At 54.9% G+C, this 17,533-nt stretch carries 14 protein-coding genes and 1 pseudogene; 3 read left to right on the plus strand and 12 right to left on the minus strand.

The features are described 5' to 3' along the window. Positions 1–200 precede the first annotated feature (200 nt). On the minus strand, positions 201–1,817 hold the full coding sequence (locus tag INT84_RS21550) for an ABC transporter substrate-binding protein (protein WP_194208395.1): 1,617 nt from the start codon (positions 1,815–1,817) through the stop codon (positions 201–203). A 138-nt stretch (positions 1,818–1,955) separates the two neighbouring features. Here INT84_RS21550 and mpaA point away from each other — a divergent pair, with 138 nt between their 5' ends. Beyond that, complete coding sequence (gene mpaA, locus INT84_RS21555; protein WP_194208512.1) at positions 1,956–2,669, plus strand: murein tripeptide amidase MpaA; 714 nt, start codon at positions 1,956–1,958, stop codon at positions 2,667–2,669. Here mpaA and ycjG read toward each other — a convergent pair. Beyond that, entirely contained in the window at positions 2,660–3,625 is a 966-nt protein-coding gene (gene ycjG, locus INT84_RS21560; RefSeq protein ID WP_194208396.1) for an L-Ala-D/L-Glu epimerase, read from the minus strand. The two genes, mpaA and ycjG, sit on opposite strands and share 10 nt — an antisense overlap. A gap of 90 nt (positions 3,626–3,715) precedes the next feature. Here ycjG and tpx point away from each other — a divergent pair, with 90 nt between their 5' ends. Continuing rightward, the gene (gene tpx, locus INT84_RS21565; RefSeq protein WP_176918135.1) at positions 3,716–4,222 is read left to right on the plus strand and encodes a thiol peroxidase; all 507 of its coding nucleotides are present in this window, start codon (positions 3,716–3,718) and stop codon (positions 4,220–4,222) included. A 49-nt stretch (positions 4,223–4,271) separates the two neighbouring features. Here tpx and tyrR read toward each other — a convergent pair whose 3' ends face one another. The 3 genes and pseudogenes from tyrR to INT84_RS21580 form a co-directional block, all read right to left on the minus strand. Then, positions 4,272–5,813 carry a transcriptional regulator TyrR gene (gene tyrR, locus INT84_RS21570; RefSeq protein WP_194208397.1) on the minus strand — a complete coding sequence of 514 codons (1,542 nt, stop codon included), beginning with the start codon at positions 5,811–5,813 and terminating at the stop codon, positions 4,272–4,274. 127 nt (positions 5,814–5,940) lie between these two features. Continuing rightward, a pseudogene (locus INT84_RS21575) lies at positions 5,941–7,008 on the minus strand (TIGR01620 family protein). Beyond that, positions 7,005–8,402 (minus strand): YcjX family protein, encoded by a 1,398-nt coding sequence (locus INT84_RS21580; protein ID WP_194208398.1) that lies wholly within the window; start codon positions 8,400–8,402, stop codon positions 7,005–7,007. The pseudogene INT84_RS21575 and the gene INT84_RS21580 overlap by 4 nt, the downstream one beginning before the upstream one ends. Positions 8,403–8,565: 163 nt before the next feature. Here INT84_RS21580 and INT84_RS21585 point away from each other — a divergent pair, with 163 nt between their 5' ends. Next, positions 8,566–9,576: a LacI family DNA-binding transcriptional regulator gene (locus tag INT84_RS21585; RefSeq protein WP_194208399.1), complete on the plus strand. Its 1,011-nt coding sequence runs from the start codon at positions 8,566–8,568 to the stop codon at positions 9,574–9,576. A 39-nt stretch (positions 9,577–9,615) separates the two neighbouring features. On the opposite strand, the gene INT84_RS21590 is transcribed toward INT84_RS21585, so the two are convergent. From INT84_RS21590 to INT84_RS21620, 7 genes are read right to left on the minus strand one after another with little or no spacing between them, the layout of a single operon-like run. Next, a complete protein-coding gene (locus INT84_RS21590; RefSeq protein WP_194208400.1) occupies positions 9,616–10,518 on the minus strand; it encodes an OmpG family monomeric porin in 903 nt (300 codons plus the stop codon). 58 nt (positions 10,519–10,576) lie between these two features. Next, positions 10,577–11,659, minus strand: a complete 1,083-nt coding sequence (locus tag INT84_RS21595; RefSeq protein WP_194208401.1) for an ABC transporter ATP-binding protein — start codon at positions 11,657–11,659, stop codon at positions 10,577–10,579. A gap of 10 nt (positions 11,660–11,669) precedes the next feature. Continuing rightward, the gene (gene pgmB, locus INT84_RS21600; RefSeq protein ID WP_194208402.1) at positions 11,670–12,332 is read right to left on the minus strand and encodes a beta-phosphoglucomutase; all 663 of its coding nucleotides are present in this window, start codon (positions 12,330–12,332) and stop codon (positions 11,670–11,672) included. Then, positions 12,329–14,599 (minus strand): glycoside hydrolase family 65 protein, encoded by a 2,271-nt coding sequence (locus INT84_RS21605; RefSeq protein ID WP_194208403.1) that lies wholly within the window; start codon positions 14,597–14,599, stop codon positions 12,329–12,331. The genes pgmB and INT84_RS21605 overlap by 4 nt, the downstream gene beginning before the upstream one ends. Beyond that, positions 14,596–15,651: a Gfo/Idh/MocA family protein gene (locus tag INT84_RS21610; RefSeq protein WP_194208404.1), complete on the minus strand. Its 1,056-nt coding sequence runs from the start codon at positions 15,649–15,651 to the stop codon at positions 14,596–14,598. Before INT84_RS21610 ends, INT84_RS21605 begins: the two co-directional genes overlap by 4 nt. A gap of 10 nt (positions 15,652–15,661) precedes the next feature. Continuing rightward, positions 15,662–16,450 (minus strand): sugar phosphate isomerase/epimerase, encoded by a 789-nt coding sequence (locus INT84_RS21615; protein ID WP_194208405.1) that lies wholly within the window; start codon positions 16,448–16,450, stop codon positions 15,662–15,664. 18 nt (positions 16,451–16,468) lie between these two features. Next, complete coding sequence (locus INT84_RS21620; protein ID WP_194208406.1) at positions 16,469–17,521, minus strand: zinc-binding alcohol dehydrogenase; 1,053 nt, start codon at positions 17,519–17,521, stop codon at positions 16,469–16,471. Positions 17,522–17,533 lie beyond the last annotated feature (12 nt).

Consider the following 17,533-nt stretch of genomic DNA (forward strand, 5'->3'; position numbering starts at 1 on the left):
GACCAAAACAACCCACATGCTCGATTATGATGTTTTATGACCAATATACAAAAATAAAAGTGAGTTTATGCTCGATTATGAATTTTTGGTGCGACTGCAACAAGCGGTTATTGGCTACAGAGACCAGGATCGCGCAACGGGATTACTGAGAGCGGTACGCTGGTGCGTAAAGGCACCAGCGTTGAGGAGGCGGGATGGTTTTAGTGCTTGATGATATACATCGTCCGGCTATAGGCGACATCTTCCGGGTTATTGATGGGATAACCTTTCAGCCACGGTTTAATCAATCGTCCATTGGTGTACTGGTAAATGGGGGCAATCGGGGCCTGCTCCGCGATGATATGCTCAGCGGCGTTGTAATCGGCATTTCTCGCGGCCACCGTGGTTTCAAGCGCCGCCTGTTTGATAATTTTATCGTAAGCCGGGTTTTTGAAGCGGGCGATATTTCCGCTATGCGTTGAGGTCAACAGCGATAAAAAGGTGGAAGGTTCGTTGTAATCCCCTACCCACGATGCGCGGATCACATCAAAATTGCCGGTGTTACGCGAGTCAATATAGGTTTTCCATTCCTGATTTTGCAGCTTAACGTCTACGCCGAGATTTTTCTTCCACATCGATGCCACGGCAATCGCAATTTTCTGGTGGTTCTCAGAGGTGTTATAGAGCAGCGTCAGCTTAAGCGGACGATCCGTGCCGTAGCCTGCCGCCTGAAGCAACGTTTTCGCCTGCGCATTACGTTCCGCCTGGCTCATCTCTTCAAACTGCGTTTTTTGCGGCGTGAAGCCTGCCGTGACGTCTGGGGTAAAATGCCATGCCGGTTTCTCACCAGTACCCAGCACTTTCTCCGCAATCAAACGACGGTCAATCGTCATACTCAGGGCCAGACGAACCCGCGCATCGGCAGTCGGTCCTTTCTCGGTATTAAAGGCGTAATAATAGGTGCCTAACTGCGGCGGGGTATAAACCTGGCCTGGAATATCCTTAAGCAGCTTTTGATACAGGTTTTTCGGGAAGGACTCTGTAATATCAATGCCGCCTGCCAGATAGCGTTTAGTGGCCGCTGATTCCTGGTTAATCGGCATAAAAGTGACTTTCTTGAGAACGGTATTGGCGTTATCCCAATAGTGGCTATTTGGCTCAACCACCAGTTTCTCATTAACCACCCGATCTTTTAGCACATACGCGCCGTTACCGATGAGTTTGCCGGGGCGGGTCCACTCTTTGCCGCTTTCGGCATTGGCTTTCTGCACCGGATAAAACGCAAAACTGGCGGTAAGACTCGTAAACCACGGAAGCGGTTTATCCAGCTGAACGCGGAACGTATGGGCATCGACAGCGCTCACACCCAGTTTATCCGGCGTCATTTTGCCGTCGATAATCGCCTGCGCGTTGTTAATTCCTGCCAGCGCGGCAAACCAGGCAAAGGGAGACAGCGTTTTAGGATCGACCAGCCGCTGCCAGCTGTAGACAAAATCCTGCGCCGTTACCGGCGTACCATCCGACCACTGCGCATTATCACGCAAGGTAAATGTCCAGACCCGATTATCGCTGGACTGCCATTTACTCGCGACGCCGGGAACAATCTCCCCTTTGGCATTTTGATTGACCAGACCTTCAAACAGATCGCGGATAACCTGTATTTCCGGCAGGCCAACGGCTTTTGCCGGATCCAGCGTAGCAGGCTCATCTTTAATATGGCGCACCAGTTCCTGTTTCTCAGCCAGCACCGTGCCAGGCGGGATCTCCGCAGCAAATGAAAAAGATGAAAGCGAACTAAAACACAGCGCACAGCAGGTCAACGAAACAGGATACTTCATGAGCTTCCCCGGCAATTGAAAACAGAATGAATTAATTATTTGTTTTGCTTAATAGAAATGCAAACGACTTATGTCAGGAAATTGACGTTGCCGCAAATTACTATACTGTGAAAGCAAATGGATTGTTCGAGGTGAATGATGACAATAACTCGCCCCCGTACCGAGCGTGGCGCGTTTCCGCCCGGTACATTGCACTATGGACGCTCATTACTTGGCGCACCGCTACTCTGGTTTCCTGCACCGCTGGCCGAGCGCGACAGCGGATTAATTATTGCCGGAACGCACGGTGATGAAAACGCGTCTATCGTCACCCTCTCCTGTGCGCTGCGCACTCTGGCCCCTGAATTGCGGCGTCATCACGTGGTATTGACCGTCAATCCTGATGGCTGCCAGCTCGGGTTACGGGCAAACGCTAACGGGGTCGATCTTAACCGCAATTTCCCGGCGGCCAACTGGAAGGCGGGCGAAACGGTCTATCGCTGGAACAGCGCAGCCCCGCAGCGCGATGTGGTCCTGCTGACCGGCGACGCGCCGGGTTCGGAACCGGAAACCCGGGCGCTTTGCCAGTTGATCCAGCAGATCCACCCTGCGTGGGTGGTTTCCTTTCACGATCCGCTGGCCTGTATTGAGGACCCGGCCCATTCGGCCCTCGGAGAATGGCTGGCGGAGGCGTTTTCCCTGCCGCTGGTGGGCAGCGTGGGATATGACACACCAGGCTCATTCGGTAGCTGGTGTGCGGATATTAATCTGCCCTGCATTACCGCCGAATTCCCGCCGATCTCCAGCGATGAAGCCAGCGAGAAATATTTGTCAGCCATGACGGGCTTGCTGCGCTGGCAACCTCAGAGGTGAAGTTCACCGGTGGTAAAGTGCAATGACGGCTCCACGTCGGCGGCAAGCCAGGTGGGGCCATCCAGATCGGCAAAACGTACCTGATTGACCAGCGGCAGCGCGGCGGTGATGGCGCGCGAGGTGCATAGCATACAGCCCAGCATTAACTCAAACCCCTGCTCGCGGGCCTCCTGCGCCAGCGCCAGCGCCTCGGTCAGGCCACCGGTTTTATCCAGTTTGATATTGACCATCTCATAGCGGCCGGATAGCCCGCTCAGACTGGCGCGGGTATGACAACTCTCATCGGCGCAAATCGGCAGCGGGTGGATGAAGTTCGCCAGCGACTCGTCTTCTTCGGCGGGCAGCGGCTGTTCCAGCATCGCGACGCCCAGGTCGGCCAGCAGTTGACAGCGGGCGGCGAGCCCCTCACTACTCCAGGATTCGTTGGCATCGACAATCAGCGTCGCCTCCGGTACAGCGGCACGGATAGCCACTATACGTTCGCTGATCAGATGATCGTCCATTTTAATTTTCAGCAAACGCGCCCCCTTTTGCCACAGCGTTGAGGCGCTGGCGGCCATCTGCTCCGGCGCACCAATGACCACCGTTTGCGCCGTCAAAACCTGTTGCGGTAGCGCGACGTTCAGATAACCGCCAAGCGTTTGCCCCGCTTTGCGTGCGGCCAAATCCCACAGCGCACAGTCAACCGCATTACGGGCCGCGCCAGCAGGCAGCATGTGCTGGATTTGCTGCGCCGTCGCGCCCGCCTCAAGCTGTTCATGGACCGTCATGATCTGCGCCATTACCGAGGCAATACTTTCACCATAGCGAGGATACGGTGTGCATTCGCCGACGCCTTTCACGCCCTCGTCTTCAATTTCAACCACCACGACTTTCGCTTCACTGCGGCTGCCTCTGGCGATAACAAACGGCGTATGTAGCGGCCAGGCTTCCTCATAAACTCTCAGGCTTCTCATTACTGATCCTCGCTAAAAGCGTTTGCTGTGTTAACTACTGATGTCATACACTAGCGTTGGCGTTAATTATATGTAAACAGGAAGAAAATTATGTCACAACTCGTGCATTTCCAGGGCAATCCGGTCGCCGTTTCCGGCGCTATTCCTGAGGCTGGCACTCCGGCTCAGCCTTTCACACTGGTTGCTAAAGATCTCTCCGATGTCACGCTCGCCCAGTACGCGGGTAAACGCAAAGTGTTGAACATTTTTCCAAGTATTGATACCGGCGTTTGTGCCGCTTCTGTGCGTAAGTTTAACCAACTTGCGACCGAAGTGAATAACACCGTGGTCCTGTGTATTTCTGCGGATCTGCCTTTCGCCCATTCGCGTTTCTGCGGTGCGGAAGGTCTGAGCAATGTGGTCACCCTCTCCACCCTGCGTAATCCTGAGTTTTTGCAGAATTACGGTGTCGGTATTGAGGAAGGTGCACTGAAAGGGCTTGCTGCCCGTGCCGTGGTCGTCATTGATGAACACGATAACGTCGTCTTCAGCCAGCTGGTGAATGAGATCACTACTGAGCCTGACTACGCCGCTGCGCTGGCAACGCTGAAAGCCTAAGCGTCGCGTTCATGAAAAAAGGCCCATAACGAATATGGGCCTTTAATTTTTACTCTTCGCCTTTTTTCTGGCTCAGCCCATATTCACGCAGTTTGTTGGCAATCGCGGTATGCGAGACGCCAAGGCGCTTCGCCAGCTTACGGGTGCTCGGATAGCTTTGGTAAAGCTGGATGAGAATAGAACGTTCAAAGCGGCTGGTGATATCGTCAAGAGTGCCCTCCATCGCCTCTTCACCCGGCAATTCAATCTGGACATCGGTGGTCGGTAACAAAATATCCTGCGAGCGCAGTTCATAACCCTCAAGCTGGGTTAACGCGCGATAAATGGCATTCTTCAACTGGCGCACGTTGCCGGGCCAGGCGTAGCGGGTTAAGACCCCGCTGACATCGGCGGCGAGTTTTGGCCGGGCAAGACCCTGCTCATCGGCAAAGCGGGCGACAAATAGCTCGGTCAGCGGCATGATATCCTGCGCTCTTTCGCGCAGCGGCGGCAGGTTCAGGGTCAGGACATTCAGGCGGTAGTACAAATCCTCACGGAACAGCCCCTTTTGCACCAGTTCCTGAAGATTTTTTTGCGTGGCGCAAATCACCCGCACATCGACGTGAATTTCATGATCTTCCCCAACCCGGCGGAAGGTGCCGTCATTGAGGAACCGCAGCAGTTTTACCTGCATACGCGGCGACATCTCACCAATCTCATCCAGCAGCACCGAGCCGCCGTTAGCCTGCTCGAAAAAGCCTTTCTTGCCTTCCGGCGCATGGCCGAATAATTCGCTCTCCACCGCATCTTCAGGGATCGAGGCGCAGTTGAGTGCCAGATAAGGTTTCGCAGCGCGCGGGCTGGCCTGGTGACAGGCGTGAGCAATGAGATCTTTTCCGGTACCGGTGTCGCCAACAATTAACAGCGGCGCGGTCAGCATCGCCAGTTTGCGCGCCTGCTCAACCACATGGCGCATTTTCGGGCTGACGGCGACAATCTGGCTGAAGGCGCTGACGTCCTGAGCGCTGACATTCTGCAACTGACGGCCCATCCGCACGGTAGAGCGTAGCATCACCACTGCGCCGGTCAGCAGCGGCTGGGCATCTTCCCCGTCGAGAAAGACCGGGGTGATCTCCAGCAGGAAATTTTGCCCGTTCACCACCACATGTTCGGTATGAGAGTCGGTGGGTTTATTTTCCAGCCAGCGCAGGAAGTTAAAATCGCCAATCAGTTGACCAATATTATGATTGCGCAACCGCTCCTGACTCTGCCCCAGCAGCTGACAACAGGCCGGGTTAGCCAGCTCAATTTTGCTTTTGGTATCCAGCGACAGCATTGGATCGGGCATCGCTTCCAGCAGCGCGCTGAGCGCCAGATGTTCCCGCTCTGAGGGCATCCACGGCACGGTGCGGACATCGGTCACTCCGGCGATGCGGCGGATCTCCGCCATCAGTCGGCTGAAAGAGTCAAACTCCAGCTCGGAGAAATTAAGGTAAATACGCCCAACGGGATCGATCTCAATGCCGCGCAAATCGATGCCGCGTAACACCAGCAGATCGAGCAATTCGCGAGCCAGACCGAGACGATCTTCACAAAAGACTTCAAGACGCATGGGATTTTTCCCTGAACAGTCAACGATGATAAGAATAATAAGCTACCCGCAGGCAATCGGGAAGATAGCTGTCAACAAATATTGACAGCTTAGTGGAAAAGTTACGCGAATGAGCGCAATTATGTGCTTATTGTGAGCGGTCGCCCGGCGTTTTATTGCGCTGGAGCGTCTCTTTCAGCTGACCGACAAGCTGACGACGAAAATCGCCCAGACGCGGCTTATCACCGTCTATCCAAGGCAATGGACGGCACAGCTCCATCGCCTTGATGCCCAGCCGGGCGGTTAACAAACCTGCACCAATACCCTGCGCGGCCCGGGTTGACAGCCGGGCGGCAAGATCCTGAGACATCCAGTCCATTCCCACCTCCCGCACCAGTTCACTGGCCCCGGCAAAAGCGATGTTCAGCAACACCAGGCGGAACAGACGCAGGCGACTGTAATACCCCAGCTCGATGCCGTAGAGGGTGGCGATACGGTTGATAAGGCGCAGGTTACGCCAGGCAATAAACGCCATATCCACCAGCGCCAGCGGGCTGACGGCAATCATCAAGGTAGATTCTGCCGCCGAGCGGCTGATTTCACGCCGCGCCTGCGCATCCAGCACTGGCTGCACCAGATGGGCATACAAACTGACGATCTCGCGGTCGTTCTGCGTTTCGTGGATCGCGGCGTACCAGCGCTGTAACGCAGGGTGCGACTGGTCGATGCCCGCCTGACGCGCCAGCGCTTCACAAAACGCGCGGCCTTTGCCCGTCCCGTGACTGGTAAGCAATTCACGCGCCTCGTCACGCTCGTGCGCCCGTTGCCGCAGACGCCACAAGCGTCGCCATTCGGTCGCGACGGAGCCGACGCCCGCGCCGACGATCAGCGCACCGGCGGCACAGCCACCGAGCGCCACCCAGTCCTGCGTGTGCTAGGCGTTCATCGCCCACTGTACGCCCTGTCCGACAACGCTGACGCCAAACAGCGTCAGGCCCGCCATCACCATTTTGCGCCACAGACTGCGTTTTGGCCGCAGCGCCGCCGCCACGGCGGCTTCCGCTGGCCCCTCTTCCGTGAGCGGATCGTCCGTCACTGCCGGGGCAAACGTTTGTGAGTCGAGTTCGCTGAAGTGGCGGGACGCCCTGAACGACTCTTCCCGTTCGGCATCCAGCGGGCCAGCGAAATCGATACGCGGTTTGAGTGGTTCAGTCATCGCAATTTATCCCCAATTAAAAATTCCAGCGCCGCGTCAATGCGGATATGCGGTAACGGTTTATCGACATCCACTACCGGCGGGCGAAACGCTTCAAATTGAAACCCCTGCTGTTGCCAGAATGCCTGCCCCGGTAGCCGGGCGGGAACCTCACCCGGATAGACCGTCAGCGGTGCCCCATCATCAAGACGATGACCCCGCAGCGCAGGCACTTTTTCGCCCTCAACGTCGATCACCCCGCTTTGCGTCGCCTGCACCGACGCCAGTCCCAGACAGTCCATCGCGATGCCTTCAAAGGCCGCATTCTGCCACGCGTCCTGAATCAACTGTTGCAGCAGCGAGACCATATTGGCGTGCTGATCGAGGGTCACGTGATCGGCTTTGGTGGCCGCGAACAGCAGTTTATCAATGACCGGCGAAAAAAGGCGGCGGAACAGCGTGCGCTGGCCGTAATGGAAACTCTGCATCAATTGCGTCAGCGCCAGGCGCATATCGTTAAACGCCTGCGGGCCGCTATTGAGCGGTTGCAGGCAGTCCACCAGCACGATCTGCCGGTCAAAGCGCAGGAAGTACTCTTTGTAAAAGCCTTTGACCACCTTCTCGCAATAATAATTAAACCGTTCGCGCAACATACCGGCATTCGTCTGTCGTCCCGCCTGCGCCAGCGTGGATTCGCCGATGTCATCAACGTTCGGCCACGGGAAAAACTGTAGCGCGGGCGCACCGGCCATATCGCCGGGCAGCACGAAGCGTCCAGGCTGGATAAAATGCAGCCCCTCTTTTTTGCACTGGTGCAAATACGCGGTCCAGGCGGCGGCGATCTCCGCCAGCCGGTTTTCATCGGCGGGGGCCAGCGGATCAAGATCCTGACAACATTCGCGCCATTTTGTAGACCATTCCGCGCGCTGCCCCTGTAACAGGCCGGTCATCTGCCGGGACCAGCTCAGATAGTCCTGCGCCAGCATCGGCAGGTCGAGCAGCCATTCTCCGGGATAATCGACGATTTCCAGATAGAGCGTTGAGGTTTCCCTGAAGTGACGCAGCAGCGAATCGTTTGAGCGAAAGCGCAACGCAAGATTGATCTCGCTAACGCCACGGGTTGCCGTTGGCCATGTCGGCGGCGAGGCGTAGAGCTGGGCCAGCCCCTCATCATAGGTAAAACGGGGCACGCCGAAATCGCGCTGCGGTACGCGTTTGACGCCTAACAACCGCTCCTCACGCGCCGCGCTCAGCAGCGGCAGCCGTGCCCCGGCATGGAGATTCAGAAGCTGATTGACCATTGAGGTAATGAACGCGGTTTTCCCGCTGCGGCTCAGGCCAGTGACCGCCAGCCGCAGGTGCCTGTCCACACCACGATTCATTAGCGCATTTAATTCGTTTTTAAGTCGCTTCATCCCCTTCCCTTTATCTCTGTCGCTGCCGCTGCCGCCGGGCGGTTTATCCTGAGTATACAAAATGGGGTCAGGTTGTTGATAATCCAACCGCTGTTGTTGTAATCAGACACATCTCCAGTAAGATAGTCATAATTTAGACGCTATGACGGAGCAGTCTGGAAGTATGTCACCCACTATTTATGATATTGCCCGCGTATCCGGCGTGTCGAAATCGACGGTTTCCCGCGTATTGAATAAGCAGACTAATATCTCCCCCGAAGCGCGGGAAAAAGTCCTGCAAGCCATCGAACAATTAAACTATCAGCCGAATAAACTGGCACGGGCGCTGACCTCCTCGGGTTTTGACGCGATCATGGTTATTTCAACCCGTTCGGCGAAAACCACGGCAGGCAACCCTTTCTTTTCAGAAGTGCTTCACGCTATCACGGCAAAGGCAGAAGTCGAAGGATTTGACGTTATTTTACAGACCTCGCACAGTTCTGAAGACGATTTACAGAAATGCGAAAGTAAAATTAAGCAGAAGATGATCAAAGGCATTATTATGCTCAGTTCACCAGCTGATGAATCCTTTTTTGCCCGCCTGGATAAATACAGTATTCCAGTGGTGGTCATCGGGAAGGTAGAGGGGCAATATGAGCACGTTTATTCCGTGGATACCGATAACTTTCGCGACAGCGTCGCCCTGACCGACGCCTTAATACAGCGCGGGCATAAAAATATCGCCTGCCTGCATGCGCCGCTGGATTATCACGTATCTATCGATCGCCTTAATGGATATAAACGCAGTCTGGAAAACCATCATTACCCGCTGCATCCGCAGTGGATTATTGATGGCGGCTATACCAATGAAAGCGCGCTGGAGGCGGCAAGAATATTATTAAGTCAGCCGCAATTGCCCGATGCGGTATTCGCTACCGACAGCATTAAAATAATGAGTTTATATCGCGTGGCCGCGGAGAGAAATATTAGCATTCCGCAGCAGCTTGCGGTGGTGGGTTACAGTAATGAGATGCTTTCTTTTATGCTGACACCGTCGCCGGGTGGGATCGATGTGCCTACCCGCGAACTGGGAGAACAGAGTTGTGATTTGCTGTTTAAGCGGATTGCCGGCAAAGCCAGCCCGCAGGCAATTACGGTTGAAACGCAAATCTCTCTTACCGCATCACTCGCCTGAGTAATGCCCGGCAAAACTAATCGCCGGGCATATGTATTATCAGAACGCGTAGTTCACGCCTACACCGACATAGTGGAAGCGATCGCGCTCACCTTCGTCGTGGTTTTCCCATTCATAGGCATATTCAAGGGTCATGGATAGGCCATTCTGGAAGTCGTAGGCATAGAGCATACCAAGACGGTCGAAATTATGTCCTTCACGTTCCGGATCGTCCCGCCAGTCCCAGTTTGACCAGCGATCCAGTCCCAGACGTGTATAAGGCGTCAGTGTCGTATTGCCTAAAGAAACAGGCAAGTAGGCGCGGATCTCCTGGGTGGAAAACTCCCCGTTATTACGGTTCTCGGCAAGATTGAAACCACGTTCAAGGTAGTAGTTTACCGTCAGGCCGACGGTTTCATTGAAGGTATAGTTCAGACCGGTTTCGGTTTCCACACGGCTGTCGGAATAGCCGGTAGTGTTCAGGTCGTTAACAAACTGATACATGGCAAACCATCCGCTGAAGCGCAGGTCATCTGTCAGTTTCACGTCCCAGTCCGGCGCGACTTTCCAGCGCTGCATATTGGCGGTATCCGCGTCTTCGTTCACATAATGGTAGCCGTAATTACGAAAACCACCGGTTAAACCAAAGCTGAAATCATCGCCTTCAAGAAACTGATAGTGTACTTCCAGTTCAGGACGGTCAAACCAGGTACCGCGCTTGCCTGCACTATAATCTACCGGGCCTTCCTGATAATAGGCCACGGCAATACGCCACGGGCCGTTTGCAGCATTAAAATAAATAGATGGCTCAAACAGTCCATCCATATCGTCGCTCTGGCCTTCAACGTTTTCACTTTCGTACATTGCGCCAACATTAAAATGCCAGTCATTATTTTCTGCCGCGTGGGCACAGGTTATACCTGCGCACATTGCCAGGGCTGCACCTTTCAATAGGGTACTCATAATTTAAAATCCTTGTAGAATAGAGGTAAAACCGGGAATAACTTCCCGGCGCAAAAAATTATCGAATTGCTACTTCACTCTCAGTATCAAAGAAATGACATTTACTCATATCAAAATAAATATTAATATTCTCTCCGGCATAATAATCATTAACGGCTCCGGCACGGACGACTAACTCATGCCCCCCGACAGTGGTATAAAGCATAAATTCAGCGCCAGTTAATTCGGCAACACTAATTTTTGCTGCAATACAATTATCCGGACGGTTTTCAGGCAGAATATCTTCCGGGCGAATCCCCATTACAATGGCTTTATGTTCATATCCCTGTTTTTGTAAAATAGCCAACTTATCTTCTGGAATCGTTAATTTAAGCGTTTCCGTCACAAACATATTGCCGTCAATCGCACCACGGATAAAGTTCATGGCCGGTGAGCCAATGAATCCGGCGACAAACATATTGGCTGGCTGGTTATAAACCGTTTTCGGTGCCCCAACCTGCTGAACGATACCGTCTTTCAGGATCACAATCCTCGTTGCCATGGTCATGGCTTCGGTTTGATCGTGGGTCACGTAAATCATGGTGGTATTCAGTTTTTGATGCAGCTTGCTAATCTCTGCCCGCATCTGAACGCGCAGTTTGGCATCCAGGTTCGACAGCGGTTCATCCATCAAAAAAACGCCCGCTTCGCGGACAATGGCACGGCCCAGTGCCACGCGCTGACGCTGCCCGCCGGAGAGTGCGCCGGGTTTACGCTTCAGGTAATCACGCAGGCCCAGCACAGTGGCGGCCCAGTTCACGCGCTCGTCGATGACTTTGGCATCGATTTTCTGCATTTTCAGACCGAACGCCATGTTGTCGTACACGGTCATATGCGGATACAGAGCGTAGTTTTGAAAGACCATTGCGATGTTACGCGCTTTGGCCGGGACATCGTTCATCCGCACGCCGTCGATCATCAGATCGCCCGCGCTAATCTCTTCCAGACCGGCAATCATGCGCAGGGTGGTTGATTTACCGCAGCCTGACGGCCCGACGAAAACGATAAATTCTTTATCCTCAATCTCCAGATTAAAGTCTTTAACCACATGAACCTGGTTGTCGTAGATTTTTTGGATATGCCGTAACGAAAGTTGTGCCATCGTAATTTCCTTATTTTGCGCGTTGCCAGAATGCCGATAAGCACGGCCACGTCAGTTGATCGGTTGAGAGAAGTCGAAGCCCGGCATGCTGCAAATCCGCACCAATACCGATGGAGCGCATCCCGCAGGCATTGATAGCGTCGATTCCCGCCTGAGCATCCTCGATGCCGATGCACTGTTGTGCAGAGACGCCTAACCCATGACAGGCCGCGAGAAAAATCTCCGGATCGGGTTTTGAGCGGGCGATCTTTCCGGCATCGGCACAGAACGTAAACAGATCCGTAATGCCCAGCATGTTCAGAATGGTGGGGGCATTCAGCGATACCGAAGCCAGCCCGGTTGGGATCCCGCGCTGCTTAAGTTCCAGCAGCAGGTCATGAATGCCCGGCAGGATAGATTGCGCCGTAAGCTGGTTAAGCGACTCGACATAAATGCTGTTTTTACGCGTCGCCAGTTCGTCACGCTGTGCCTGAGAAAAATCCGCTTCGCGCCCGCCGAAGTGCAGAATACGACGCAGCGATTCGCCACGGCTGATGCCCTTCAGGGTATTGTTAAACGCCTCGTCAATCTCGATACCAATCTCACTGGCGACCTGCCGCCAGGCATGAAAATGCAGATGTGCGGTGTCGGTAATGACGCCGTCCAAATCAAAAATTACGGCCTCAGGATTCATAGCCCCTCCGTGGTCGCGGTCCCAGCCGCAGATAAAATAAAGTCGCTTAACGCAAAGGTGGCGTCACCTTCCACGGTGACGTACTGGCCGTACAGCCAGAAGCTGACGGATGCCGGCGCTTCAACGGTGATGTGCTGCTGCGTCAGCGTGCAGCGCATCGCTACGCCCTGCCAGTGCAGCGGGAAGGTCATTTTTTGCCAGTGGGCCGGCAGGCGCGGCGCGAGCTTTAACCCCCCCTGATGCAGACTCAGCCCGGCAAAACCCTGAATCGCCCCCAGCCAGATTGCGCCGGTTGCCGCAGCATGAATTCCGTCATCGCTGCTGTGCGGTTCGTCACCCAGGTCGATGTCAATACCGTCGCGCCAGAACTGATACGCCTGATGCACATCCCCACAGCGCGCTGCCACAATCCCGTGAATCGCTTTACTTAATGAGGAGTCATGAATGGTGCGGGGTTCATAGAACGCCAGGTTTGCCAGACACTCGCGGTGGGTAAAGCGGTCAGGCAGCATATAATTCAGCATGACCACATCGGCCTGCTTGAGGATCTGCATCTCATTGACTTCGGCGCGGGAGTAATCCAGCAAAATCGTCTGCTTACCGGCTTTCAACTTATACTGCGTGAGATCGATAGCCGGTTTCGCCAGGAACGTATCATCCTGAGCCAGCACGCCATTTTCATCGCATTCAGGTAACCACAGACGCTGTAAAAACCGGGTGGCGCTGGCATAGAACGCCTCATCTCCCCGCGCGAAATGGCGGGCAAAATGGACCGCCTGCGCGACGTTATCATGCGCCATGTAGTTGGTGTAGGCGTTGTTGTTGACGTGCTCGGTATATTCGTCCGGGCCAATGACATCGTGGATTTCCAGGCGACCGTTGCACTCTGTGGCCCGGCTAATCCAGAACGTTGCCGTCTCAATCAGCAAATCCACCCCTTCGTGCGCCATAAAACTTTCGTCACCAGTAGCCTGCCAGTAAGCGATCACCGCCCAGGCGATGTCTGCCACCAGATGATGTTCTGCCAGCGCAGAGGCCACTTTTTGACGCACGCCGGTGCGAATATTGATCGCGGCAAATTCCGGCGTTTCTTCCTCACCGCGGCGGGCGCTTTCCCAGGGGAACAGCGCGCCCTGCCAGCCGTTACGCCGTGCTTTTTCACGCGCGCCGGGCAAATTATGCCAACGGTAGCGCAGCAACTGGCGGGCAATGGCAGGTGCGGTAAACAGGTGAAAAGGCAGAAGGAATACTTCGGTATCCCAGAAAACATGCCCTTTGTAGCCCTCACCAGTCAGCGCTTTCGCCGCAATGCTGCTGCGCTCGTCATGTTCCGGCGTCATGATATGCAGATGATAGAGCGCGTAATCAAGCGCCTGCTGATCGCGGGGATCGCAGCCCTCGATTTCAACGCGGCTACGCTGCCAGAAACTACGCCAGGCACTTTTCGAGGCATTGCAAAGGTTGTCATATCCCCGCGAAGCGCATTCGCTAAGCGCCTCCAGGTTTTGTCGACACACGGTCTCTGTGTCACGGTTACTATCGTCAGACCAGGCTATCCAGTTTAATTTCTCAAGCGTAACGCTTTCACCTGCCGCCACCCTGAGCGAGCTGTTTTGCAGCAGACGGCGGTTCTTCGCCGTAACGTTGCTTTGCGCCTCGCCGCTGACATGGCAGAACGATGAGATAACCACATCCGCCGCGCCGTCCTGGGTGGTATACACGCCCTGTAGGGTGTGCTGGCCGAAGACCCGAACCTGGGTTTCATCAAGATGCTGGCGTCCGGTGTTGGTTTGTGTTGCGTCAATACCGGTGCTGAGCGAGATACTGGCTGCCGTATCCAGCGGCGTAATGGTTAACCGCAGCGCGAGCAGTTGCGGCTGCGCGGCAGACGCAAAACGCCGGCTTTCGATAGCAAAATGCGCACCGCACGGTGCCTGCCATACGACTGAACGATGAAGCTCACCGGTGGCAAAATTCAGCTCGCGGTGCCACTCTTCAATATGCCCGCTGAGCAGCGAGAAAGGCGTGCCGTTCAGTTCAATCTGCACGCCGACCACGTCCGGCAGATTAACCAGTTCATTGGTTTCACCCTTACCCGCCCGGTGATACAGCCCCGCAAGATACATCCCGCGCGTCTGTACCGTGTAATCCTCTTCATGCGTTGCCCGGACTCCCATGTAGCCATTGCCTGACGTCATCAGAGACGCGTATTTATTCAGGCTGTGCGGGCTAAAAACCGGTTCGTTGAGCGTTGTGGCGTCCATCATAACTCTACACATTTCCCTGTTTCGGCGGCCTGATACAATGCGGCCACCAGTTGCTGAATGATGCGTCCCTGTTCAGCATCTGCGATGGTGACCGGCTCGCCCTGCACATGGCGGACGAAGGCGTCCATACTGCGGAAGTGACGGCGATCGTCAGCCTGTTCACGCCTGAACAGCGTACGTAACTCGCCGTTGCAATCGTCGTAAATATGCATCGGGAACAGCGTCGCACCGGCCTGATCGCCGCAAAAAGAGACGTTCATGATCGACTGTTCCGGAATATTGAGCGCAAAAGAGGTTTCAAGGCGTAAGATGCCGCCGTTGTGAAATTCAATGGTGCCGAACAGCGCATCTTCCACCGTATACGTCGAAGGATCCCATTCACCAAACTGACCATTGTTTTTACGGGTGCCAATTTTTTGATAGCTGTGGGCCGTCACGCTTTTCACCGCCGGGAAACCCAGCACGTACATCGCCGCATCCAGCATATGAACGCCAAGATCGATCAGCGGTCCGCCGCCCTGAAGTTCTTTATTGGTGAAGACGCCCCAGCCTGGCACGCCGCAGCGGCGCAACGCTTTGGCATTGGTGACGTAAATTTCGCCCAGCGTACCGTCCATCACCTGCTGCCGCAGAAGCTGCGCATCCTCAGCAAAACGGTGATGAAAATCATAGGCCAGCACTTTGCCCGCCCGACGCGCCGCCTGGCACATCTCTTCCGCCTGCTCTGGCGTCATGGCCGGCGGTTTTTCACACATCACATGACAGCCTGCCGCCAGCGCCAGCATCACGTGTTCATGATGAAAACGGTTGAGCGAGCAGATGCTGACGATATCCGGGCGAACTTCACGCAGCATAGCCTCGGGATCGTCCCAGGCCTGGGCATTACCGTATTTCTCTGCCAGCGCCTGCGCCTGGGAAAGGCGGCTGTCTGCGACAGCCACCAGTTCCAGATCGTCACGGGTGCAGTAGTACGAGGCGTGAACTTTATCCGCTACCTGCCCGGCACCAATAATGGCGACGCGCAGCGGAGAAGTTTTCGTTGTACTCTTCACGTGTGACCTCTTAGCAGTTACGCAGCCAGGCGAGAGACTGACGATACGCTTCGGCCGGATCTTCCGCCCGCACGCGCCCTTCATAGACCACGTAGCCCTGATAATTGTCGCTGCGCAGCTGGTCGAACAGCTGTTTGAAATTCAGCGTACCGGTACCCGGCTGGTAGCGATGGTTATCGGCGATATGCACATGACCCAGCAAATCGCGGTTATCGTGCAGCGCTTTTGCCATATCATCTTCTTCGATGTTCATATGGTAGAAATCGCCGATGATCTGCGTGTGTTTCAGGTCGTTTTCCACAATGTAGCGGCGCGCGTCGGCCAGGGTGTTGATCATATGATCCTGGTAGCGGTTCAGCGGCTCCAGATAAACGGTAGTGCCGGTACGGGCCGCTACCTTATCCAGCACGCGCAGCGAATCGCTGACCATTTTGCGGTCGCCTTCGAGGCTGCGCGGTGACACCATTGGCGGCAGACGGAAGGTAAACATTCCCCAGGCGGCAGGTACGATAATGCCTTTACCGCCGACGTCGCTCAGCGCTTCCAGAATGCGTTCGATCTGCTGTAAGCCGTTCAGGCGACGCTCTTCGATGAAGTCGCCGATCCAGCCGTCGTAGCCGCCGCAGGCGGTAGTGACCGGCAGACCGGTTTCTTTGATCGCTGCTTTGACTTCTTCGATATTGTTGACCAGCAGTTTGCCGTCGATTTCAAAGCCGTCAAAACCCATTGCTTTGATATAGCGGAATTTTTCCAGGATATTTTCCGGGAAGAAGGCCTGATTCTGTGTTCCGATTTTCATTTGTTGTTGTCCTTAACCTTAAAACGTCACGCCCATTTTGATGCTTAGATCCGGATGCTGATCGACATACTTCATGTAGCTCTCAGCACTGGTCGCAAAGCTCACGACCGGCTCGATCAGATCTTCGCAGTCCAGATAACCGTTCATCAGCAGTTCCCAGCAGGTCTCTTCGATACGCTTACGGTTCCAGCGCGGGTAATCCGGGTTCGGTTCGCTACAGGCGCGGGCGAAGACGATTTTCGCGTTGTTGAAGTGCGCTTCACGGCCGAGGTTAAAGCCTGCGCTAAACGGTTTGGCGAAGGCCACGTAGGAGATAGTGCCGCCGTAGGCCAGGCCGCGCAGCGCGGATTGCAGCGCATCCGGATAGCCGCTGGTTTCGATGATGACGTCAGCGCCCTGCTTGCCGGTGATTTTTTTGATTTCCATACCGACATCGGTGCCGATGGGGCTCATGCAGTAATCCGCGCCGTGACGGCGGGCGATCTCGCAGCGATGTTCAATCGGATCGACGCCAATGACCACGGACGCGCCCGCTTTTTTCGCCAGTTGGACGGCAATTTGACCAATCGCCCCCAGGCCAATGATCACCACAAAATCACCTACGCGGACGTTACCTTCACGCACGCCGCTCATCGCAAACTGCGCCGGGTCGTAGCACACCGCATTTTTCCAGGATGCGCCTTCCGGCATTTTGCGCAGCTTATAGTTGTTGACCGCGTTAACGATCACCGTCTCAGACAGCGGGCCATAGGTACAGACACAATCGCCAATGGCGTAATCTGTGACGCCGTCACCTTTTTCGATAATCTTGCCGACAACCATGTTACCCAGCTGGAATTTACCGAACTCGATACCGCGTGCTGCCCCTTCCGGACGAGGCATAAACATCTGCCATTCCGCATTGAAGTCTTCATCAATGAACGGGCTGGCCGCACGGAAGTCCACCACTTCAGTGCCGTGTTTCGGCGCGCCGAACATCACGCGGATTTTCACTTCATTGGCCGCAACAGCGCGGTCTTCATACTCAACAAGGGCCGCTACGCGCGGTTCAGTTGCTACTAACTTCTTCATTACAATATCCTT

The organism is Superficieibacter sp. 1612_C1 (assembly GCF_015234305.1).
Taxonomy (GTDB): Bacteria; Pseudomonadota; Gammaproteobacteria; order Enterobacterales; family Enterobacteriaceae; genus Superficieibacter.

Excerpts from the sequence above, each read along its gene's own strand:
- INT84_RS21550 (WP_194208395.1), bottom strand. The coding sequence starts at position 1,817 with ATGAAGTATCCTGTTTCGTTGACCTGCTGTGCGCTGTGTTTTAGTTCG.
- mpaA (WP_194208512.1), top strand. The coding sequence starts at position 1,956 with ATGACAATAACTCGCCCCCGTACCGAGCGTGGCGCGTTTCCGCCCGGT.
- ycjG (WP_194208396.1), bottom strand. The coding sequence starts at position 3,625 with ATGAGAAGCCTGAGAGTTTATGAGGAAGCCTGGCCGCTACATACGCCG.
- tpx (WP_176918135.1), top strand. The coding sequence starts at position 3,716 with ATGTCACAACTCGTGCATTTCCAGGGCAATCCGGTCGCCGTTTCCGGC.
- tyrR (WP_194208397.1), bottom strand. The coding sequence starts at position 5,813 with ATGCGTCTTGAAGTCTTTTGTGAAGATCGTCTCGGTCTGGCTCGCGAA.
- INT84_RS21580 (WP_194208398.1), bottom strand. The coding sequence starts at position 8,402 with ATGAAGCGACTTAAAAACGAATTAAATGCGCTAATGAATCGTGGTGTG.
- INT84_RS21585 (WP_194208399.1), top strand. The coding sequence starts at position 8,566 with ATGTCACCCACTATTTATGATATTGCCCGCGTATCCGGCGTGTCGAAA.
- INT84_RS21590 (WP_194208400.1), bottom strand. The coding sequence starts at position 10,518 with ATGAGTACCCTATTGAAAGGTGCAGCCCTGGCAATGTGCGCAGGTATA.
- INT84_RS21595 (WP_194208401.1), bottom strand. The coding sequence starts at position 11,659 with ATGGCACAACTTTCGTTACGGCATATCCAAAAAATCTACGACAACCAG.
- pgmB (WP_194208402.1), bottom strand. The coding sequence starts at position 12,332 with ATGAATCCTGAGGCCGTAATTTTTGATTTGGACGGCGTCATTACCGAC.
- INT84_RS21605 (WP_194208403.1), bottom strand. The coding sequence starts at position 14,599 with ATGATGGACGCCACAACGCTCAACGAACCGGTTTTTAGCCCGCACAGC.
- INT84_RS21615 (WP_194208405.1), bottom strand. The coding sequence starts at position 16,450 with ATGAAAATCGGAACACAGAATCAGGCCTTCTTCCCGGAAAATATCCTG.
- INT84_RS21620 (WP_194208406.1), bottom strand. The coding sequence starts at position 17,521 with ATGAAGAAGTTAGTAGCAACTGAACCGCGCGTAGCGGCCCTTGTTGAG.